The organism is Nonomuraea corallina, from assembly GCF_027620315.1.
In the GTDB taxonomy this organism is placed as follows: Bacteria; Actinomycetota; Actinomycetes; order Streptosporangiales; family Streptosporangiaceae; genus Nonomuraea; species Nonomuraea corallina.
In genome coordinates this window covers 1-20,441 of record NZ_JAPNNL010000138.1, presented here as the reverse complement: position 1 = coordinate 20,441, position 20,441 = coordinate 1, and the positions used below count along the sequence as shown (strand labels likewise).

Annotated in this window: 17 protein-coding genes; 4 read left to right on the top strand and 13 right to left on the bottom strand. The window is 72.8% G+C overall.

All coding sequences use genetic code 11. From position 1 onward, the window contains the following. From OUY22_RS27225 to OUY22_RS27210, 4 genes are all read right to left on the bottom strand, one after another. Window positions 1-2,744 (bottom strand): 2Fe-2S iron-sulfur cluster-binding protein (locus OUY22_RS27225; RefSeq protein ID WP_270158029.1); only part of this gene is annotated, 2,744 nt, incomplete at its 3' end. Then, window positions 2,741-2,989 carry a sarcosine oxidase subunit delta gene (locus OUY22_RS27220; RefSeq protein WP_270158028.1) on the bottom strand — a complete coding sequence of 83 codons (249 nt, stop codon included), beginning with the start codon at window positions 2,987-2,989 and terminating at the stop codon, window positions 2,741-2,743. The genes OUY22_RS27220 and OUY22_RS27225, both read right to left, overlap by 4 nt. Further along, a complete protein-coding gene (locus tag OUY22_RS27215) occupies window positions 2,989-4,191 on the bottom strand; it encodes a sarcosine oxidase subunit beta family protein (protein ID WP_270158027.1) in 1,203 nt (400 codons plus the stop codon). The genes OUY22_RS27220 and OUY22_RS27215 overlap by 1 nt, the downstream gene beginning before the upstream one ends. Beyond that, window positions 4,188-6,671 (bottom strand): GcvT family protein, encoded by a 2,484-nt coding sequence (locus tag OUY22_RS27210; protein WP_270158026.1) that lies wholly within the window; start codon window positions 6,669-6,671, stop codon window positions 4,188-4,190. Before OUY22_RS27210 ends, OUY22_RS27215 begins: the two co-directional genes overlap by 4 nt. 130 nt (window positions 6,672-6,801) lie before the next feature. On the opposite strand from OUY22_RS27210, the gene OUY22_RS27205 reads away from it, so the two are divergent. After that, window positions 6,802-7,449, top strand: a complete 648-nt coding sequence (locus OUY22_RS27205) for a TetR/AcrR family transcriptional regulator (RefSeq protein ID WP_270158025.1) — start codon at window positions 6,802-6,804, stop codon at window positions 7,447-7,449. Between the two features lie 23 nt (window positions 7,450-7,472). On the opposite strand, the gene OUY22_RS27200 is transcribed toward OUY22_RS27205, so the two are convergent. From OUY22_RS27200 to OUY22_RS27175, 6 genes are read right to left on the bottom strand one after another with little or no spacing between them, the layout of a single operon-like run. After that, a complete protein-coding gene (locus tag OUY22_RS27200) occupies window positions 7,473-8,231 on the bottom strand; it encodes an SDR family NAD(P)-dependent oxidoreductase (protein WP_270158024.1) in 759 nt (252 codons plus the stop codon). A gap of 2 nt (window positions 8,232-8,233) precedes the next feature. Next, entirely contained in the window at window positions 8,234-10,510 is a 2,277-nt protein-coding gene (locus OUY22_RS27195) for a tetratricopeptide repeat protein (RefSeq protein WP_270158023.1), read from the bottom strand. A 19-nt stretch (window positions 10,511-10,529) separates the two neighbouring features. After that, a complete protein-coding gene (locus OUY22_RS27190; RefSeq protein WP_270158022.1) occupies window positions 10,530-11,285 on the bottom strand; it encodes an SCO6745 family protein in 756 nt (251 codons plus the stop codon). Window positions 11,286-11,335: 50 nt separating this feature from the next. Further along, window positions 11,336-12,142: a diaminopimelate epimerase gene (gene dapF / locus OUY22_RS27185; protein ID WP_270158021.1), complete on the bottom strand. Its 807-nt coding sequence runs from the start codon at window positions 12,140-12,142 to the stop codon at window positions 11,336-11,338. Between the two features lie 9 nt (window positions 12,143-12,151). Further along, the gene (gene miaA / locus OUY22_RS27180) at window positions 12,152-13,054 is read right to left on the bottom strand and encodes a tRNA (adenosine(37)-N6)-dimethylallyltransferase MiaA (RefSeq protein WP_270158020.1); all 903 of its coding nucleotides are present in this window, start codon (window positions 13,052-13,054) and stop codon (window positions 12,152-12,154) included. A 15-nt stretch (window positions 13,055-13,069) separates the two neighbouring features. After that, window positions 13,070-13,579, bottom strand: a complete 510-nt coding sequence (locus tag OUY22_RS27175; protein WP_270158019.1) for a methylated-DNA--[protein]-cysteine S-methyltransferase — start codon at window positions 13,577-13,579, stop codon at window positions 13,070-13,072. Between the two features lies 1 nt (window position 13,580). On the opposite strand from OUY22_RS27175, the gene OUY22_RS27170 reads away from it, so the two are divergent. Further along, on the top strand, window positions 13,581-14,480 hold the full coding sequence (locus OUY22_RS27170; protein WP_270158018.1) for a ribonuclease Z: 900 nt from the start codon (window positions 13,581-13,583) through the stop codon (window positions 14,478-14,480). A gap of 50 nt (window positions 14,481-14,530) precedes the next feature. Here the strand turns inward: OUY22_RS27170 and OUY22_RS27165 are convergent, their stop codons facing one another. The 3 genes from OUY22_RS27165 to miaB form a co-directional block, all read right to left on the bottom strand. Further along, the gene (locus OUY22_RS27165; protein WP_270158017.1) at window positions 14,531-15,349 is read right to left on the bottom strand and encodes an isocitrate lyase/PEP mutase family protein; all 819 of its coding nucleotides are present in this window, start codon (window positions 15,347-15,349) and stop codon (window positions 14,531-14,533) included. A 306-nt stretch (window positions 15,350-15,655) separates the two neighbouring features. Next, window positions 15,656-16,258 (bottom strand): hypothetical protein, encoded by a 603-nt coding sequence (locus tag OUY22_RS27160; RefSeq protein ID WP_270158016.1) that lies wholly within the window; start codon window positions 16,256-16,258, stop codon window positions 15,656-15,658. A gap of 876 nt (window positions 16,259-17,134) precedes the next feature. Beyond that, window positions 17,135-18,628, bottom strand: a complete 1,494-nt coding sequence (gene miaB, locus OUY22_RS27155; protein ID WP_270158015.1) for a tRNA (N6-isopentenyl adenosine(37)-C2)-methylthiotransferase MiaB — start codon at window positions 18,626-18,628, stop codon at window positions 17,135-17,137. Between the two features lie 173 nt (window positions 18,629-18,801). Here miaB and OUY22_RS27150 point away from each other — a divergent pair, with 173 nt between their 5' ends. Together OUY22_RS27150 and OUY22_RS27145 are read left to right on the top strand one after the other, a co-directional pair. Further along, window positions 18,802-19,521, top strand: a complete 720-nt coding sequence (locus tag OUY22_RS27150) for an amino acid ABC transporter ATP-binding protein (RefSeq protein WP_456299856.1) — start codon at window positions 18,802-18,804, stop codon at window positions 19,519-19,521. A 19-nt stretch (window positions 19,522-19,540) separates the two neighbouring features. Next, on the top strand, window positions 19,541-20,428 hold the full coding sequence (locus tag OUY22_RS27145; protein ID WP_270158013.1) for a glutamate ABC transporter substrate-binding protein: 888 nt from the start codon (window positions 19,541-19,543) through the stop codon (window positions 20,426-20,428). Window positions 20,429-20,441: the final 13 nt, after the last annotated feature.

The window sequence follows — 20,441 nt, the reverse complement described above, 5'->3', positions numbered from 1 at the left end:
GCGGGCGCGGGGGCGCCGTCCCGGCGGAGGTTGTCCGGGTCGTAGAACACCGGGGACACCACCCGCACGGGGATCGCCGCGTCGCCCGACACCGCCGTCAGCCGGTCACCGGGCCGCACGTCCGCGACCAGCGCCAGGCTGATGGCGCGCCCGAGCGCGACGCTCGGATAGCTGGAGGTGACGTGTCCCAGCATGGGACCACCCTCCACGGCGACGAGCTGGGAGCCCTCCTCGACGAACGCCGACGGGTCCTCCGTCAGCAATCCGACCAGCCTCTTGCGGCCGGGCCGCGAGGTGTCCGGCCGCGCGTGGGAGCGCTTGCCGACGAAGTCCGGCTTGCGCCCGGACACGATCCACGACATGCCGAGGTCCTGCGGGGTGACCGTGCCGTCCGTCTCCTGGCCGACGATGGCGAACCCCTTCTCGGCCCGCAGCACGTGCATGGTCTCGGTCCCGTACGGGACGGCGCCCAGCTCCAGCACCGCCTCCCAGAGCGCCCGCCCGTAGGGCCAGGGGACGTTCACCTCGTACGCCAGCTCGCCCGAGAAGCTGATCCTGAAGACCCGGCCGGGCACGCCGAGCACGGACGTCCCGGTGCACCACATGAACTCCAGGCCCAGCGCGCCGGGGGCGACGGCGGCGATCACCGTCGCGGCCTGGGGCCCGGCCACCACGACGGTGGCCCAGTGGTCGGTGACCGAGGTGAGGCGGACGTCCAGGGACGGCCACTCGGTCTGGTGCCACTCCTCCAGCCAGTCGAGCACCGCGGCGGCGTTGCCGGTGGTGGTGGTCATCAGGTAGTGGTGCTCGCCCAGCCGGGAGGTGGTGCCGTCGTCGAACACCATGCCGTCGGCGGTGCACATCAGCCCGTAGCGGCAGGCGCCGACGGCGAGCGTGGAGTACAGGTTGGTGTAGATCCGGTCCAGGAACGCGCCCGCGTCCGCGCCCCGGATGTCGATCTTGCCCAGGGTGGAGGCGTCCATGGCGGCCACGGCCGTGCGGGCGGCCGCGCACTCCCGCCGCACCGCCTGGTCCAGGCTCTCCCCGTCGAGCGGGAAGTACCAGGGCCGCTTCCACTGGCCGACGTTCTCGAACACCGCTCCCCTGGCGACGTGCGCGCCGTGCAGGGCGGTGGTCCTGGCCGGGTCGGACAGCGCGCCCCGGTCGCGGCCGGCGAGGGTGGCGAACGACACGGGCGTGTACGGGGGACGGAACGTGGTGGCGCCGACCTGGCCGGGGGCCGCGCCGAGCAGCTCGGCCAGCACCCCGGCCACGAGCGCGCCGGAGGTCTTGCCCTGGTCCGCGCCGGTGCCCGCGGTGGTGAACCGCTTGACGTGCTCCACCGAGCGCAGCCCCGCCCCGGTGGCCCTGGCCACGTCGGCGACGGTGACGTCCCGCTGGAGGTCCACGAAGGCGGTGGGGTCGGGGTCCAGTTCTCCCCAGTACGCGGCGGGCGGCCTCGGCGCGGGCTCGTCGGACCCCGGCACGCGCCGACCCGGGGACGCTCCGGCCCCGGCCCCGGCCCGATAGCCGTCCTCGATCGCCTGCGCGGTCCCGTACAGCCCTCTGCAGGCCCCGGCCGAGGTCTCGGCCTGCGCCGACTCGCCGGGGACGAACGCCCGCAGGGTCTCGTCGAACCGCAGCCTGCCCCGCGACTGGCTGAACAGGTGCACGGCCGGATTCCAGCCGCCCGCCACCGCCAGCAGGTCGGCCTCCACGCGCCGGTCGCCGATCAAGACCGCCGCGAGCGTCCCGTCGTCCCCGGCCACCGTCCCGGTGACCGTCCCGGTGACGGTCCCGGTGACGGTGCCGGTGACGGTGCCGGTGACGGTGCCGGTGACGCCCCGGCCGGCCGGCGGCCCTTCCGGGCGGGGGTCCACGATGGCGGCGATCTCCACCCCGGCCGCCTCCAGGTCGCGGGCGGCCTCGTACCCGGAGTCGGCGCACGCGTACACCACCGCCCGGTCGCCGGGCCGCACCCCGTACCGGTTGGCGTAGGCGCGGGCGGCGGCGGCGAGCATGACGCCGGGCAGGTCGTTGCCCGGGAACGGCAGCGACCGCTCGTGCGCGCCGGTGGCCAGCACGACGCGCCGCGCCCGGACGTGCCACAGCCGCTCCCCGCGCGGGCGGCGCTCGACGGCGACCACGTAGTTGTGGTCGTGGTAGCCGATCGCGGTGGTCCTGGTCAGCACCCGCGTCTCGGGCAGCTCGGCCAGGCGGGACGCCGCCGCGTCCGCCCAGTCCAGCGCGGGCGCGCCGTCCAGCAGGACGCGGCTGTTCAGCAGGTCTCCGCCGAGGCGGGGCTGGTCGTCCATCAGGATGACCCGCGCGCCCGACTCGCCGGCCGCGAGCGCGGCGGCCAGCCCGGCCGGGCCGCCGCCCACGACGAGCACCTCGCAGTGCAGGTAGCCCTTGTCGCAGCGGCGCTCGTCGGGCGCGCCGGGATCGAGCCGGCCCTTGCCGCGCAGGCTCCACGCCTCCAGGTCCGCGCGCAGCTCGACGGTGGTGGCCGCCAGCATCGGGTCGGCGCCCACCCGGACCAGCGCGTTCGGCTCCTCGGGCCCGGCGCTGAAGATCCCGCGCGGCCGGCCCAGGCCGACGCTCCGCCCGACCACCCGTACGCCGCAGGCCAGCAGCGCGGAGGCGAGCGTGTCGCCCGGGTGGCCGTGCAGCGGCCGTCCGTCGAAGCGGAAGGGCAGCGTGACGGAGCGGTCGATCAGACCGCCGGACGGCAGACGGCTCATGGGGCCTTCCGGATCTCGTGGGTGACCGTGTGCCGCTCGACGGTGAACCAGGTGCGGCAGCCGAGCGCGTGGAACCAGCGCTCGTGGAACCAGCCTCTGGGGTTGTCGCGCATGAACACGTACGCGGCCCACTCGCTGTCGGACAGCTCGCCGGGCGCCTCGGGGTAGGCGACGCCGGCCTGTCCGCCGTAGTGGAACTCGTTCTCGTCGCGGGGGCCGCAGAACGGGCAGTCGAGGAGCATCATCAGTGGGCCACCGCCGCCGCGCCGTGCTCGTCGATGAGCGCCCCGCTGGTGAAGCGGTCGAGCGCGAACGGCACCGCCAGCGGATGGGGCTCGTCCTCGGCGATCGTGTGCGCGTAGACCCAGCCGGAGCCCGGGGTGGCCTTGAAGCCGCCGGTGCCCCAGCCCGCGTTGACGTACAGGCCGTCGACCGGGGTGCGGCCGATGATCGGGGAGGCGTCCGGGGACACGTCCACGATGCCCGCCCAGGTGCGCAGCACCCGCGCCCGGCTGAAGATCGGGAACAGCTCCAGGGCCGCCGCCATCTGGTCCTCGACGACGTGGAAGGCGCCGCGCTGGCCGTAGGAGGTGTAGGCGTCGATGCCGGCGCCCATCACCAGCTCCCCCTTGTGCGCCTGGCTGACGTACACGTGCACCGCGTTCGACATGACCACGCAGTCGAGCACCGGCTCCAGCAGCTCCGACACCAGCGCCTGCAGCGGGTGCGACCGCAGCGGCAGCCGGATCCCGGCCTCGGCGGCGAGCACGGAGGTGTGCCCGGCGGCGGCGAGCGCGACCTTCCCCGCGGCGATCCGGCCACGGGTGGTCTCGACGGCCAGCACCCGGCCGCGCGCGATCTCGAAGCCGGTCACCTCGCAGCCCTGGATCAGGTCGATCCCGTACGCGTCCGCCTTGCGGGCCAGCGCCCAGGCGACGTGGTCGTGCTTGGCGATGCCGCCGCGCCGCTGCAGCGTGCCGCCCAGGACGGGGTAGCGGGCCCTGCCGGACACGTCGACGATGGGGCAGAACTTCTTGACCTCGTCGGCGTCGAGCCATTCGGCGTCCACGCCGTTGAGCCGGTTGGCGTTCACCCGCCGCCTGCCCTCGCGCACGTCGCCTAGGGTGTGCGCCAGGTTGAGCACGCCACGCTGGCTGAACTGCAGGTCGTAGTCGAGTTCGTCGCTCAGCCCCTCCCAGAGCTTGAGCGCGTGCTCGTAGATGGCGGCGCTCTCGTCCCACAGGTAGTTGGAGCGGATGATCGTGGTGTTGCGCGCCATGTTGCCGCCCGCGAGCCAGCCCTTCTCCAGGACGGCCACGTTCGTGATGCCGTGGTTGCGCGCGAGGTAGTAGGCGGTGGCCAGGCCATGCCCGCCGCCGCCGACGACGACCACGTCGTAGGCGGGCTTCGGGTCGGGGTCGCGCCAGAGGAAGTCGGGATGGCTCACCGTCGGATCTTCTCCATCTTCGGGTCGAACAGCGGCTCGGCGGCGACCTCGGCCGGGACGCGCCGCCCGAAGTACGTCACGTCCACGCGGGTGCCGGGCTCGGTCAGCTCCGCGGGCAGCCAGGCGTAGGCGATGGGCCTGCGGATCGTGTGGCCGTAGGCGGCGCTGGTGACGTACCCGACGGTGCGGCCGTCGTGCCGGACCGGCTCCTTGCCCATGACCACCTCCGCCGTCAGCAGCGGCGTCAGCTTACGGGTGACGTCCGGGGAGAGCGCGTCACGGCCGACGAAGTCCTTGCCCGGCTTGACCGCGAACCCCAGCCCCGCCTCGTACGGGTCGTGCTCGGGCGTCATGTCGACGCCCCACAGCCGGTAGCCCTTCTCCAGCCGGAGGCTGTTGAACGCGGCCCGGCCGCCGGCGACCGGCAGGCCGGTGGCCCAGAGCGTGTCCCACAGCTTGAGCCCGAGATCGGCGGTGGTGTAGAGCTCCCAGCCCAGTTCGCCCACGTACGACACGCGCATCGCGGTCACCGGCACGTGGCCGACGTAGCCGGTCTTGCAGGTGAAGTAGAGGAAGCCGTCGTGGGACAGGTCCAGGTCGGTGAGCGGCTGCACCAGCTCCCTGGCGCGCGGCCCCCACACGCCGACGCAGCAGGTGCCGGGGGTGAGGTCGCGCACGTACACGCCGCCGGGCGCGTGGCGGGTGATCCAGTCGAGGTCCAGGTTGCCGTTGGCGCCGATCTGGAACCGGTCCTCCTCGATCCTGGCCACGGTCAGGTCGGAGCGGACGCCGCCCCTGGCGTCCAGCAGGAGCGTGTACGTGACCGAGCCCGGCTTCTTGTCCACGTCGTTGGTGGTCAGCCACTGCAGGAACGCCGCAGCCTTCGGGCCGCCGACCTCGATCCGTTTGAGCGGCGTCATGTCGTAGAGCGCCACGCTCTCGCGGGTGGCGTGCGACTCGGCCGCGGCGATCGGCGACCAGTAGCGGCCGGCCCAGGCGTCCCGCCGGTCCGCGCCGGTCAACGACCCGTCCTCGTCACTCCGGGCGAGCTCACTCCGGGCGAGCTCACTCCGGATGAGGTCACTCCGGGCGAGGTCACTCCGGATGAGGTCACTCCGGGCGAGCTCGTCCAGGAGCGGCCGGTTGGCCTCGAACCAGTGCGGACGCTCCCAGCCCGACGCCTCCAGGAAGACGCCGCCCAGCTCAAGCTGCCTCGGGTGGAACGGGCTGGTCCGCATCGGGCGCGGCGACTCCATGGGCTGCAGCGGGTGGATGACGTCGTACACCTCGACGAAGTTCCGGGCGCCGCGCTCGGCGACGAAGGCCGGGGAGAGCTGGACGGGTTCGAACCGGCTCAGCTCGCACTCGTGCAGGTCGGTCGCCGTCACCCCGTCCACCAGCAGCTCGGCGAGCGCCTTGGCGACCCCGGCCGAGTGCGTCACCCAGACGGCCTCGGCCAGCCAGAACCCCTCCAGGCCCGGCGCCTCCCCGATCAGCGGGAAGCCGTCGGGGGTGAAGGAGAAGATCCCGTTGATGCCGTCCTCGTACCCGCTCCCGGCCAGCGGCGGCAGTAACTTGCACGCGTCGCGCCAGGCGGGGTCGAAGTCCGCCTCGGTGAACGCCTGGACCGACGGCATCGTGGTGCCCTTGGCGGCGATCTCGTGCTGGGCGACGGGCATCGGGCGGTGCGCGTAGGAGCCGACGCCGACGCGGTCGCCGTGGTGCCGGAAGTACAGGTCGCGGTCCTGGTGGCGGAGGATGGGGCCGGAGCCGGGGCCGCCGGGCAGCGGCCCCGACTTCGCGTACTGGTGGGCCAGCGGGAGGAGCGGCACGGTCAGCCCGGCCAGCTCGCCGATCGACGGCCCCCAGAAGCCGGCCGCGCACACCACGACGTCCGCCTCGATGACCCGGTGGCCGTCAGCGGTCTCGACCGCCACTCCGGTGACCCGGCCGCCGTGCTGCTCGACGCCCACGACCGTGTGCCCGGCCAGGAACACGGCGCCGCGTCCCGTCGCCCGCGCGGCCTGTCGCTCGCAGCAGCGGACGGCGGCGGCCAGCCCGTCGGACGGCACGTGGAAGCCGCCGAGCACCTTGCCGGGGTCGAGCAGCGGCCAGAGCCGGGCGCAGGCGGCGGCGTCGATCAGGCTGCCGCCGACGCCCCAGGACTCGGCCCAGCCGTGCTTGCGGTGCAGGTCACGCAGGCGTTCCTCGGTGGTCGCCACCTCCAGCCCGCCGACCTGGTCGAAACAGCCCAGCTCGGTGTACTTGCGCACGGTGTACGAGGCGAACTCGGTCATGGTCTTGGACGGGTTGGTCTGGAAGACCAGGCCCGGGGCGTGGGAACTGGAGCCGCCGGTGGCGTGGAGCGGTCCCCGGTCGAGGACCGTGACGTCCGTCCATCCGCGTGCGGTCAGCTCGTCGGCCAGGGCACAGCCCACGATGCCGGCGCCGATGATCACTGAACGAGGCCGGCTCGCCATACACCCTCCGGTTGTTCCTTAATGCGCAACACAGACCGGACTACGCAACGAACATAAGCCCCAGCGATCCCCTGGACAAGAGCCGCACCAGGCAAAGACGGACCGTCTCGTCTCTTGCTAGGATCCGGCCGTGCGACGCAGAACCACGCCCGACGCGGGCCGCCGCAGCGAGGCCTCCCGCCACGCCATCCTCACCGCCGCCTTCGAGCTGGCCGGCGAGGTCGGCTACGCCAAGCTCAGCGTCGAGGGCATCGCCGCCCGCGCGGGCGTCGGCAAGCAGACGATCTACCGGTGGTGGCCGTCGAAGGGCGCGGTGCTCCTCGACGCGTTCCTGCACCTGTCCGAGGGCGACGGCGGCGAGAGCGACGGCGGTGAGAGCGACGGCGGTGAGAGCGACGGCGGCGGGGGCATGGCGCTGCCCGACACCGGCGACCTGGAGGCCGACCTCAAGCTGGTGCTGCGCGCCACCGTCGACGAGTTCGCCGACCCGCGCTACGACCGGCCGCTGCGCGCGCTCACCATCGAGATCACGAACGATCCCGCGCTGGCCGCCCGCTACGCCGAACGACTGGACGGGCCGATGAAGGAGGCGAAGAAGGCCCGCCTGCGCGCCGCCCAGGAGGCCGGACAGCTCCCCGCCGGCCTGGACCTGGACGTGGCGGTCGACCTGATCTGGGGCCCGCTGCTCAGCCGCTGGCTGCGGCGCTCGGGCCCGCTCACCCACGCCTACGCCGACGCCGTGGTGGAGACGGCGCTGCGCGGGCTTTACGCCCGCTGACGGGCCCCCGCCGGCCGGGGCGGTCAGGTGATGAGCATGCCGCCGTCGACCGGGAGTGCGACGCCGGTGATGTAGGAGGCGGCGTCGCTCGCCAGGAACACCGCGGCCGCGACCAGCTCGGCCGGGTCGCCCGCACGCCCCATCGGCACCCGCTGCTCCAGGACCCGCTCCAGGTAGCCGGGACGGTACTGCTCGGTCATCTCCGAGGCGAAGAACCCCGGCACCAGGCAGTTGACCCGGATGCCCCGCCGCCCGGTCCACTGCTGGGCGAGATCCCGGGTGAGGCCCTCCACGCCCGCCTTGGAGGCGCTGTAGGCGGCCTGCGGCAGCCCGGCGGTGGTGCCGCCGAGCACGCTGCCGATGTTGACGATGGCCGAGCCGGGCCGCATCACCCGCGCGCACGCCTGCGCCATCCAGTAGGTGCCGAGCAGGTTGACGTCGATCACCTGCCGGAACTCCTCCGGCGCCTCACGCAGGGCGGGCACGGCGGTGCCGACCCCGGCGTTGTTGATCAGCACGTCGACCGCGCCGAACTTGGCCATGGCCGCCTCGACCAGCTCCTGGCAGTCGTCCACCCTGGCCACGTCGGTGGACACGGCCAGGCACCGGCGGCCGGTCTCCTCGACCAGCCGCCGCGTGTCGCCCAGCCGGTCGGCCCGGCGCGCGCCGATGACGACGTCGGCTCCGGCCTCGGCGAACCCCCGGGCGAAGGCCACGCCGAGCCCCGAGGACGCGCCGGTGACGATGACGACCTTCCCGTCGACCCCGAAACGCCGCAGCATCGTCAGAGACCGTACTCCTTGACGATGCGCTCGTGGCGCTCGACCTCGACGTCGACCTCGCGGGCGAGGTCGAGCCAGGCCAGCGGGTGCGACCAGCGCTCGGTGGCGTCGTCGAGCAGGGCGTCGACCTCGACCGGCGAGACGCCGGGCGGCACCGCCACCCAGCCGAACACGCCGGGGATCTGCTCGCCGGTCGTCGGGTGGGTGACCATGTAGTTCTCGTCGCTGTAGACCCACATGGGCCAGCCGCGCTCGGCCATGACCTCGGTGAACTCGGCCCAGTCGGACTCGCTCGGCGCGGCGCCGTCGAAGAAGTAGCTCGTGTAGCCGCCGGGCCGCAGGATGCTCACCGCCGCGAAGGGCGGCACGAAGTTCTGCTGCTCCTCGGGGTCCTCGGGCAGCGGCTCCAGCAGCTGCGGGTCGAACACCACGAGGTCGCCGGCGTTGTACTCCATGCCGCGCGGCTGCGGCAGCGCCAGGCGGGCGGTGGCGGGGCCGGTGCGGATGGAGAGCACCTGGCGGCGGCCCCCGTCGGGCGCGGGGAGGATGACCCGGATGAGGCCCATCTCCTCCTCGATCGGCCCTTCCGTGGACTTGATCGGCATGCCGATCTTGGCGGCGCCCTTGCGGACGGTCTGCCAGTCCTCGGCGGCGGTGGCCATGACGATCATGCGCCAGGTGTCCTCGTCGCCGAGCTCGTCGAGGACCTCCAGCAGCGCCTTGGCGCCCTTGGCGTTCTGGTCGAGCTGCTGGGCGGCGGTCGCCACGATGCGGCGGGCCTCGACGCCGGCGCCCGCGGCGACCGCGTGCTCGGCGTTGTCGAGGGCCTCGGCCCAGCGCTCGCGGGCGATGTGGAGGCGGGCCAGGGTGAGGTGCTTGGCGGCGTGCGGCAGCATGCCGGCCATCTGCTCCAGCCGCTCGTCCTGCCGGGCCTCGATGAGGAGCGTGGTCAGGTAGGCCACGTCGTCGGGGTCGGCGGTGGCGATGTCGCCGGTGTCGACGAGCATCTTCCAGTAGATGTCGGCGCCGGTCGCGGGATAGCCCAGGAAGCCGAGCGTGGTGGTGTGGCGGCGGGTGGCCTCGAGGTCGCGGCCGGACAGCGGGGCCAGCCAGCCGACCCAGCGCTCGGGGTCGGCGTTGTAGCCGTCGGCGGCGTCGAAGTAGGCGACGCGCTCGGCTTCTGGGCCGGGCGCCTCCGGCTCGGAGGTGGCCTCGGCGGCGGCCCGCAGCGCGGCCACGCGCTCGGCCACGCCGGTGTCGTCGCGCAGCTCGGCGGCGGCGGACTGGGCCAGGTCGGCCAGCGCCCTGGCCTGCCAGACGCCCTGCCGGGCGACGGCCAGGTCACCCGCCACCAGGGCGAGCTCGACGCGGGGGCGGTAGCCGCCCATCGTGCCGAAGTAGTCGATCCACTGGCGCAGCACGCGGCCGAGCTGCCAGGTGTTGGTGATCTGGGAGGAACCGGACAGCTTGGAGACCGCCTGCGCCCACTCCACGAACACCCGGGGGTGGTCGCCCACGACGTCGAGGTCGGGCAGCGCGTCGACGGCCTCGGAGAGACGGTCGAGCGTGGCCAGGATGAGCGCGCGGCGCACGCCGTCGCGGTGCTCCTTGGCGACCGGGTCGTCGGCCTGGAAGGCGGCGGCGGCCTGCAGGGCGTCGAGCGCGCCCTCGGCGCGGCCGTCGGCGAGCAGCGCGCGGGCGCTCTCGGCGCCGAGCTCCCAGCTCGCCTCGCGGCCGGCGGAGCGCAGCCGCTCGACGGCGGACTCGGCGTAGGCGACGGCCTCCGCGGCCCGGCCCGCGTCGACGAGCGCCGCGACGTACTGGGCGACCAGGCCGGAGAAGGCGGGCCCGGCGGGCTCGGCCTGCTCGATGGCCGGGCCCAGCAGCTCCAGCCGCTGGGCGGCGTAGCCGGGGCCGTCGGTGTTGGCCCAGGCGACCGCGAGCGCCTCGACGGCCGCCGGGGTGGCCGGGCAGTCGCGGACGTCTTCGCGCCGGGCGAATGCGAGCAGCTGCTCGGCGTCCTCGACCGCGACGGCGCCCTGTGCGCGGTCGCCGATGCGGCCGACGAGGTGCCAGTAACGGGCGTAGAACTCCAGCCAGGGCAGCTCCAGGGCCTCCGCCTGCTGGGCGATCGCCGGGGCCATCACGTCGAGCTGTGGGTATCGCCCTTCGTAGGCCTGCGCGGGCAGGTCCCCCAGAGCCATGGCGAGGCCTACGTTGCCCGCCTCGGAAAGCTGCTGCTGGGTTTCGCCGACCCACGCCCAGATGTCCACGTCCATGGGGAGTCAGTCTGCCAGGTCAATGACCGTGCCCCAAACGCAGAAGCCCGATGAGCTCGTCCGATTCGTTGTTATTTAGCACGGAAAATACCGGTGCCATAAGATCGTCGGTGACCTCCTCGACAGCGGCCCGGCGTGCGAGAACCTCCGGTCCCGGGGTCGGGTACGGCTCCGGCCACTCGAAGAACCTGGCGACCATCTCGCCGCTCCGGCCGCCCAGCGGGGTCCCGTCGTGGTCGGCGGTCAGCGTCGCCTCCAGCGGGCTCAGCCCGGCCGCCAGCACGGCGTTGGCGTGCAGCCCGCCCCGCAGCTCGCGCACCACGTGCATGACCTGGGCGGCCCGTGCGGGCGGATCGCCGGCGAGGGGCACGGCCCGCCATCCGGCGAACAGCGGCGCCCCGACCGGCGAGGCCGCCTGGACGACCTTCTCCAGCAGCTCGGCGATCCGGGCGCAGCCGTCGTACCCGCCGAGTTTGCGCCGGCCCCACTCCTGGCAGGCTCGCGCGTACAGCTCGACGGCCTGGTCGACGGGCATCTTGCGGCCGTTCTCCCAGCTCTTCCTGACATGCTCGGAGGGGAAGAACACGGCGACCGAGGTCACCACGTCGGCCTCGCACTCGCCGAGCACGCCGCAGCGGCCGCGGAAGTAGAACTCGCGGGGGCCCAAGCCGTGCTCCTCGCACACCGCCTTGGCCTCGCGGGAGATCATGAAGCCGCCGCCGTACAGCCCGATGGGCGACTTGACCTGGACGGCGGTGGTGCGCGGGTCTGCCATCTCCACCCCTCTCGGTTCGAGAAACAGACCCAGCATCCCTCAGGAGAACATCATTCTGCAAGCATCAGCTCGCCCGAGGCCACGATGACCGCGGGACCGCGCAGGTAGCTGGTCTCCTCGTCGAGCACGACGGTGAGAGTGCCGCCCGGCACCTCGATCGTCCAGGTGCCGGTGGTCTCGCCGGACAGCGCGGCGGCCGCGACCGCCGTGGCGACCGCGCCGGTGCCGCAGGAGCGGGTCTCGCCGGAGCCGCGCTCGTGCACCCGCATCACCGCGCGGCTGGTGCCGACCGCGTTGAACAGCTCGATGTTGACCCCCGAGGGGAACACGGCCGGGTCGAAGGTCGGCTGGTGGGTGAGGTCGAGGTGCGTCACCGGGTCGCCGATCGAACAGGCCAGATGCGGGTTGCCCATGCTGATGTGGAGTCCCTCGTACTCCTGGCCGCCCACGCTGGTGACGCTGGAGCCCAGCACGACCGGCTTGCCCATCTCGACGGACACCTCGCCGTCGGGCTCCATCCGGACCCGCCGGACGCCGCCCCGGGTCACGATGTCGAACTCGTCTCCCTGCGCCAGCCCGGCGTCGGCCAGGTAGCGGGCGAAGACCCGGGCGCCGTTGCCGCACATCTCGGCCATGCCGCCGTCGGCGTTGCGGTAGTCCATGAACCACTCGGCCGGCTCTCCGGCCACCTCCGGCACCTGCTTGGCGCGCACCACGCGGAGCACGCCGTCGGCCCCGAGACCGGCCCGCCGGTCGCAGAGGCGGGCGACGAAGGAGGCGGTCAGGTCGAGCTCGCCATCGGGGTCGGGAAGGATGACGAAGTCGTTCTCGGTGCCGTGGCCCTTGAGAAAGTGCATTGCTCGATTTTATCCGGACTCCCGCCCCGCTATCAGCGCCAGAGACCTGCCGAGCAGGTCGGGGTCGTCGTACGGCAGCCAGTGCACCCTCGGATCGCGCCGGAACCACGACTCCTGCCGCCGGGCGAACCGCCGCGTCGCCCGCACCGTCTCCGCGAACGCCTCCTCCTCGCTCCACTCCCCCCGCAGGTAGCGGATCACCTGGGCGTAGCCGAGCGCCCGGCCGGCCGTGCGGCCCTCGGCCAGACCGCGCCCGAGCAGCTCGCGCACCTCGGCGACCAGGCCCGCCGCCCACATCCGCTCGACCCTGGTCCCGATCCGCTCGTCCAGCACCGGCCTGGGCACCTCCAGCCCGAGCTGGACGCTCGGGTAGACCGCCTCGTAGGACGGCATGGTGGCCGAGAACGGCCGGCCGGAGTGCTCGATCACCTCCAGCGCGCGCACGATGCGCCGGCCGTTGCTCGGCAGGATCGCCTCGGCCGCGGCCGGGTCCAGCTCGCGCAGCCGCGCGTACAGCGGCCCGGCGCCGCGCTCGGCCAGCTCGGCCTCCAGACGGGCCCTGATCTCCGGGTCGGTGCCGGGGAACTCCAGGTCGTCGATGGCCGCCCGCACGTACAGGCCGCTCCCGCCCACCAGCACCGGCACGTCGACGGCCTCGATCAGCGGCCTGACCAGCTTCTGGTACTCCGCCACGCTGGCCGTCACCGTCACGTCCCAGACGTCCAGCAGGTGGTGCGGCACCCCGCGCCGCTCGGCCTCGGTGAGCTTGGCGGTGCCGATGTCCATGCCGCGGTAGAGCTGCATGGAGTCGGCGTTGAGACACTCCCCGCCCAGCCGCAGCGCGAGGTCGACGGCGAGATCGGACTTACCGGCCGCGGTGGGCCCTACGACGGCGATGACTGGGTGACGCACGCCTACCAGTGTCCGCTACAGATCGAGCAGCGTGGGCTGCAGGTAGCCCTCGTGGGTCAGCAGCCAGCGCTTGGTCTCCACGCCGACGCCGCCGCTGAACCCGCCCAGCCCGTTGCCCGCGACCACCCGGTGGCACGGCACCACGATCGGCAGCGGGTTGGACCCCATGATCGACCCGATGCCGCGCGCGGGCACGCCGGTGCCGCTGCGCGCCGCCAGCTCGCCGTAGGTCACCGCCGTGCCGTACGGGACCTCGTGCAGCGTCCGCAGCACCGTGCGCCGCACGCCGGAGGTCAGCCGCCAGTCGACCGGCGTCTCGAACCGCCGCCCCGCGCCGCCGAAATAGGCGAGAAGCTCCCCGACGACGGAAGCCGTACGATCCGGGTCATGGACCTCAGGCAGGCCGAGACGGTCGCGCAGCCGCTCGCGGCCTCCCCAGCCCGACGCGACCAGCCCGTCCTCGGTGACGGCCAGCACGAACGGGCCGACCGGCGTCGGCACCTCGGCGAACGCGACGGTGGTCATCGTGTCATCCCGTGAACTCGTCATCCTCGGCACCTCCAGCGCGGTCCCCACCCGACACCGTAACCACAACGGCTACCTGCTGCGCTGGGACGGGCAAGGCTACCTGTTCGACCCGGGCGAGGGGACACAGCGGCAGATGGTGCACGCCGGGGTGAGCGCCGGCCACGTGCACTGGATCTGCCTGACGCACTTCCACGGCGACCACTGCCTGGGCGTGCCCGGCGTCGTCCAGCGCATCGCGCGTGACCGGGTCCGCCACCCCGTGCGGGCCGTCTTCCCCGCCTCGGGCCGGGAATACTGGCGCAGGCTGCGGCACGCCGCCGTGTTCGCCGACACCGGCGTCATCGAGGAGCATCCGGTCTCCGGCGAGCTGGCCTCCGTCGGCCCGCTGACCGCCCGGCGCCTGTCCCACCCGGTCGAGTCGTACGGGTACCGCGTCCAGGAGCCGCCGGGCATCCGGATGCTGCCGGAGCGGCTGGCCGCGCACGGCATCCGCGGCCCCGAGGTGGGCGAACTGCAGCGCACCGGCTCGGTGCGCGGCGTGACGCTGGCCCGGTGCAGCGTGCCGAGGCCCGGCCAGAGCGCCGCCTTCGTCATGGACACGCGGCTGTGCGAGGCGGTGTTCGAGCTGGCGAACGGGGCCGACCTGCTGGTCATCGAGGCCACGTTCCTGTCGTCCGAGCAGGCGCTGGCCAAGGAGTACGGGCATCTGACCGCGTTCGAGGCCGGACTGGTGGCGGCCGACGCGGGGGTGCGGCGGCTGGTGCTCACGCACTTCTCCGAGCGCTACGGCCTCGCCCAGGAACCCGCCTTCCTGGAGGAGGTGCGGCGCAGCTTCGACGGGGAGGTGTTCCTGGCCCGTGACCTGATGCGGGTCCCCGTTCCGCGCCGCCGCCGCTGACCGCCGGCGGCGCGCAGGGGTCAGTAGCGCAGCGGTCAATAGCGCAACGGTCAGTACGGGCTGCGGCCCTCGCTCACGGCCTGGATCAGGCGGACGGCGTAGGCGTGGGCCGCGGCGTGCAGGCCGTGGCCGTAGCTGACCCGGGCCACGCCCAGCTCCGCCAGCCTGGCCAGGCTGGGCGTGCCCGGCTTGAACAGGATGTTGACCGGGCCGTCCACCTCCTCCACCAGCGCCCCGATCCCGGCCTCGTCCGACAGGCCGATCGGGTAGACGCAGTCGGCGCCCGCCTCCAGGTAGCGCCGGGCACGCGCGACCGCCCCGGCGCGGTCGCGGTCGCCGTCCCTGGCGATGTACGTGTCGATCCTGGCATTGACGACGAGCGCCGGTCCCGCCGCGGCCCGCACGGCCGCCAGGAACGCCGCCTGCTCCTCAGGGTCGATCAGCTCGCCCGTACGGGGGTCGGAGTCCTCCAGGTTGCAGCCGACCGCGCCGGTGGCCAGCAGCCGCTCGGCCAGTTCGGCCGGGTCCAGCCCGTACCCGCGCTCCATGTCGGCCGTCACGGGCACGTCCACCACCCGGACCACCCGGGCCACGGCGGCGAGCATCTCGGCGACGGGCGTCAGCTCGCCGTCCTCGTACCCCAGTACGCCGGCCACCGCCGCGCTCCCGGTCGCCACCGCAGGGAAGCCTGCCTCCCGTACGGCCCGCGCCGACGCGGCGTCCCAGGCGTTCGGCAGGATCAGCGGCTCGCCCGGCACGTGCAGGGCGCGCAGTGCCGCCGCCTTGCCGGTCACGGCGTCATGGGTCGTGGCGTCATGGGTCGTGGCGTCATGGGTCGTGGCGTCATGGGTCGTGGCGTCCGTCGTCATGCCCGGCAACCCTAGGGACGGCGGCCCCAGCCCCTGTAGGTCCAGTCCCCCCGATAACCGGCCGACCACTTCGACCCCAGGCCGCACCGGACGAACACATCCAGCAAGAGAACGAGCGAGCCGCTCACTCCCCCGCTCCGAGGGCGAACGGGCACCTCACCCGTGACCACACCCAGAGAACCGGCGAGCCGTACGCGGTCACGCGCCGGGAGGGTGAGCGGGCGCGTCGCGTACGAAACCAACGGGCCGTCCGCGGTCACGCGCCCGGAGGGTGAGCGGGCGCGTGACGCGTGGTTCGGTGGGCGGTCAGCAGCCGCTCTTGGCGCACTGGCCGGTGACCGCTCCGGCCGGGCCGTCGGCCGGGTCGTCACCGTCGGACTGCGGCGGCTTGGCCGCGGTCGTGGGCTTCTTGCCGCCGCCTTCCTCCTTCGCGCCGGAGTCCTCCGTCGCGGTCTTCTTCTTCGACGCGTCCTGGCCGGTGTCACGGCTGTTGCCCGTGTCCCCGGAGGTGTCCCCGGAGTCATCGCCGGAGGTGTCGCCGACGGCGGCGTCGCCCATCTCGGCGGCCTCCTCCTCGGGCAGCTCGGTGTCGGCGTCGCCCATGGTGGCCTCGTCGGCGGCGTCGTCGCGGAGCGGCTCGTCCGCGCCCTGGCCCGTGTCCTGGTCCGTGTCCTCACCGGCGCCCTGGCCGGGCCCCGCCTGCCCGCTCTGCTGGGCGGGGGCGCCCGGATCGGCCGCGCCGGCGGTCAGCGCGTAGCCCACGCCACCCACTCCCAGCGCCGCCACGAGCACGGCCGCCGCGATGACAGTGATCTTCTTCTTGCCGCTCGGCCTGTTGGACGCGGCCCGGCGGTGGTCGCCTGGGCCGTTGAGGATCTCAAGTCGATCCGGCTCGGTCGGATCTTGCATGGTGCCACAACTCCTGCGGTCGTATCGGGAAAGCTCTCCGGCTTCCGCGGGCGATGGACCACACTAGCCGCAACAGTGGAATGCTCACGCAACAATCACAAAGGAATCACGACTTGTCCCCCCAAGGTCCTATTCGCCCAGGTCGTCGACCTGCCCTCGCCCCCTCCGCCGCCGTCACGACCGTCCTGGTCATCGCGGGTGCCGCCATTCTCCTGGCGTTCACCGGCCACCGAATGAACGGCCGTGGAACGGCATCGGAACTCGATCAGGAAAGCGCGTTTTCCGATCATTCTCGCGCGGCGGACGAGCCCAGGTGGGCGTCCGTTCCCTCACCCGATCCGCACACTCCGGCGTCGCGCTCCGCCACGCCGGGAAGCGCGCCCTGGCTCCGTCCGCTCCCCCCGCCGGGCGGCGCGCTCCAGCCGCCGTCCCCTTCCCCCACGGCCGACGCCGGCGAAGACATCGGACGCGGCGCGTACGGCCCGGATCACGATCGGCCGATCCCCGGCCAGTCGCACCCTTCCGCCATCCTGGAACGTTCCGGCGTGGGCAGGCCGGACGGCCGGGCCCTTCACGCCCCGGCGCGCACCGCGGACAGGCCAGGAGGCCGCACCGCTCACGACCCCACACCCACCGCGGGCAGGCCGGGGCGCACCTCTCGCGGCCCGTCGCGTACCGCGGACAGGCCAGGTGGCCGCGCCTCTCACGGCCCGGCGCGCACCGCGGCCCCCTCGCCCGCTCCGGCTCCCCAGCCGGAGGCGCGGGCCACAGGGCTCCCCGGGCCCGACCCCTGCGCCACCTTCCACGACTTCCGCCGCGCGGCGTGCTACGAGGCCCTCGACGGCCTCGGCCGCTGACGGGGCAGGAGCCCGGCGGTCAGTGGGCGGAGCAGCCGGACGCCGGGGCGGCCACCGGGGCGGGGCGGCCGATGGAGGGCATGCCGAGCATGACTCCCGGCGCCCCCTGGGGACCCTCACGCCGGGCCTGCCAGGCGTCGCCCGCGCGGGTGCGCCTCAGCTCCCGGACCGGGCCGTCCGCGACCAGGTGGTGCGGGGCGGCGTAGGTGACCTCGACCGTGACCATGTCGCCCGGGCGCGGCGTCTGCTCGCCCGCCGCGAAGTGGACCAGCCGGTTGTCGGGGGCGCGGCCGGACAGGCGGCGGGTGGTGTCGTCCTTGCGACCCTCCCCCTCGGCCACCAGGACCTCCAGGGTCCGGCCGACCTGCTTCTTGTTCTCCGCCCAGGAGATCTCCTCCTGCAGCGCGACCAGGCGCTCGTAGCGCTCCTGGACGACTTCCTTGGGGATCTGGTCGTCCATGGTCGCGGCGGGGGTGCCCGGCCTGATCGAGTACTGGAAGGTGAAGGCGTTGGCGAAGCGGCTCTCCCGTACGACGTCGAGGGTCGCCTGGAAGTCCGACTCCGTCTCGCCGGGGAAGCCGACGATGATGTCGGTGGAGATGGCCGCGTCGGGCATGGCCGCGCGGACCCGCTCGATGATGCCGAGGTAGCGCTCGGCGCGGTAGGAGCGGCGCATGGCCTTGAGCACTCGGTCGGAGCCGGACTGGAGCGGCATGTGGAGCTGGTGCATGACGTTGGGCGTCTCGGCCATGGCGGCGATCACGTCGTCGGTGAACGCGGCGGGGTGCGGCGAGGTGAACCGGACCCGCTCCAGCCCTTCGACGTCGCCGCAGGCCCGCAGCAGCTTGCCGAAGGCCAGCCGGTCGCCGAACTCGACGCCGTAGGTGTTGACGTTCTGCCCGAGCAGGGTCACCTCCAGGACGCCCTGCTCGACGAGGGTGCGCACCTCGGCGAGCACGTCGCCGGGGCGGCGGTCCTTCTCCTTGCCGCGCAGCGACGGCACGATGCAGAACGTGCAGGTGTTGTTGCAGCCGACGGAGATGGCGACCCACGCGGCGTAGGCGGACTCGCGCCGGGTCGGCAGCGTGGAGGGGAAGACCTCCAGCGACTCCTTGAGCTCGACCTGCGCCTCGCCCTCGATGCGGGCGCGCTCCAGCAGCACGGGCAGCGAACCGATGTTGTGGGTGCCGAACACCACGTCGACCCAGGGCGCTTTACGGACGATCTCGCCCTGGTCCTTCTGGGCGAGGCAGCCGCCGACCGCGATCTGCATGCGCGGGTTGCGCACCTTGGCCGGGCGCAGGTGGCCGAGGTTGCCGTAGAGGCGGTTGTCGGCGTTCTCGCGGACGGCGCAGGTGTTGAAGACGACCACGTCGGCGGTGCCGCCGTCGGGCACGGGCACGTAGCCGGCGCCTTCCAGCAGGCCGGACAGCCGTTCGGAGTCGTGCACGTTCATCTGGCACCCGTACGTGCGGACCTCGTACGTGCGGGCGCTCTCCTGGGTCACAGTCATGGCATGAACCAGGGTAGTCGTTACCTGTCCCGCACCGTCCGCACAACCCCAAAAGGCCAGCTTGACCAGTTGATGTGATCGGATCGGTACCGCCTGGTTAGTGACCAGCGTCCTTGGGGCCTCTACCGTTTGGGTCCATGACGGAGAACGGGGACGCCACTCCACTCGTGCAGATGGAGCACGTCAACAAGCACTTCGGGGCCTTGCACGTCCTGAAGGACATCAACTTGACCGTCTCTCGCGGCGAGGTCCTGGTCGTCATCGGCCCGTCAGGGGGCGGCAAGTCGACGCTCTGCCGGACGATCAACCGCTTGGAGACGATCGACGAGGGCAAGATCGTCTTCGACGGCCAGGTGCTGCCGGAGGAGGGCAAGAGCCTCGCCCGGCTGCGCTCCGACGTCGGCATGGTGTTCCAGCAGTTCAACCTGTTCGCCCACAAGACGATCCGCGAGAACGTCACGCTGGGCCCGGTCAAGGTTCGCCGCAAGGCCAAGGACGCCGCCGACAGGCGCGCCATGGAGCTGCTGGAGCGGGTCGGCATCGCGGCCCAGGCCGACAAGTACCCCGCCCAGCTCTCCGGTGGCCAGCAGCAGCGGGTCGCCATCGCCAGGGCTCTCGCCATGGATCCGAAGATGATCCTGTTCGACGAGCCGACCTCCGCGCTCGACCCCGAGATGGTGCAGGAGGTGCTCGACGTCATGATCGGGCTGGCACGGGACGGGATGACGATGATGGTCGTGACCCACGAGATGGGCTTCGCCCGCAGGGCCGCCAACCGGGTGGTGTTCATGGCCGACGGTCAGATCGTCGAGGAGAACACCCCTGACGAGTTCTTCACCAACGCGCGGACCGACCGGGCGCGTGACTTCCTTTCGAAGATCCTCACGCACTGATTGAAGAGGCAGGTTACACATGCACATGCGTCGGATGGGAGCGGTGCTCGCCGCGTTCGCCATGGTGGGGGCGTTGTCCGCTTGCGGCGGCGATGACGCCGGCGGCGGCGGTGGCGGTGGCGGCGGTTCCTTCGCCACCGTGATCGACAAGGTCAAGGGTGGCGGCACCATCGTGGTCGGCACCAAGTGGGACCAGCCGAGCCTGGGCCTGAAGACCGGCCCCGAGCCGGAGGGCTTCGACGTCGACGTGGCCAAGGCCGTACTCAAGGAGATGAACGGCGGCACCGACGTCAAGGTCGAGTGGAAGGAGTCGGCCTCGTCCAACCGCGAGCCGTTCCTGCAGAACGGCACGGTCGACATCATCTTCGCCACCTATTCGATCACCGAGGAGCGCAAGGGCAAGGTCACCTTCGGCGGCCCCTACGTGATCGCGCACCAGGACGTGATGGTCCGCAAGGACGACACCTCGATCACCAGCCCGCAGAACCTCGAAGGCAAGCGGATCTGCAAGGCCGCCGGCTCCAACTCCTACAAGCGCATCACCGACCCGCCGCCGGACGGCGAGCTCGACCTCGACGCCACCACCGTCGACGCGGCCAACTACTCCGAGTGCGTGGCCAAGCTCGACGGCAGCAACCTCGACGCCGTCACCACCGACGACCTGATCCTGGCGGGCTTCGCCAAGCAGGCCGGCGGCAACTTCAAGGTGCTGGGCCAGGGCTTCACCGACGAGAAGTACGGGGTGGGCCTGAAGAAGGGCGACACCAAGACCTGTGAGGCCGTGAACACCGCGATCAAGACGCTGTGGGACAACGGCACGATCAAGAGCCTGCTGGACAAGTGGTTCGGCGGCATCCAGGGTCTGAAGCTGTCGACCGAGGCACCGCCGGCCGAGGGTTGCGCCTGATCACGTCAGAGGC

Coding starts and splice junctions, on each gene's coding strand:
- OUY22_RS27220 (WP_270158028.1), bottom strand. CDS start 2,989: ATGATGCTCCTCGACTGCCCGTTCTGCGGCCCCCGCGACGAGAACGAG.
- OUY22_RS27210 (WP_270158026.1), bottom strand. CDS start 6,671: ATGGCGAGCCGGCCTCGTTCAGTGATCATCGGCGCCGGCATCGTGGGC.
- OUY22_RS27200 (WP_270158024.1), bottom strand. CDS start 8,231: ATGCTGCGGCGTTTCGGGGTCGACGGGAAGGTCGTCATCGTCACCGGC.
- OUY22_RS27195 (WP_270158023.1), bottom strand. CDS start 10,510: ATGGACGTGGACATCTGGGCGTGGGTCGGCGAAACCCAGCAGCAGCTT.
- OUY22_RS27190 (WP_270158022.1), bottom strand. CDS start 11,285: ATGGCAGACCCGCGCACCACCGCCGTCCAGGTCAAGTCGCCCATCGGG.
- dapF (WP_270158021.1), bottom strand. CDS start 12,142: ATGCACTTTCTCAAGGGCCACGGCACCGAGAACGACTTCGTCATCCTT.
- OUY22_RS27175 (WP_270158019.1), bottom strand. CDS start 13,579: ATGACCACCGTCGCGTTCGCCGAGGTGCCGACGCCGGTCGGCCCGTTC.
- OUY22_RS27165 (WP_270158017.1), bottom strand. CDS start 15,349: ATGACGACGGACGCCACGACCCATGACGCCACGACCCATGACGCCACG.
- OUY22_RS27160 (WP_270158016.1), bottom strand. CDS start 16,258: ATGCAAGATCCGACCGAGCCGGATCGACTTGAGATCCTCAACGGCCCA.
- miaB (WP_270158015.1), bottom strand. CDS start 18,628: ATGACTGTGACCCAGGAGAGCGCCCGCACGTACGAGGTCCGCACGTAC.
- OUY22_RS27150 (WP_456299856.1), top strand. CDS start 18,802: ATGGAGCACGTCAACAAGCACTTCGGGGCCTTGCACGTCCTGAAGGAC.
- OUY22_RS27145 (WP_270158013.1), top strand. CDS start 19,541: ATGCACATGCGTCGGATGGGAGCGGTGCTCGCCGCGTTCGCCATGGTG.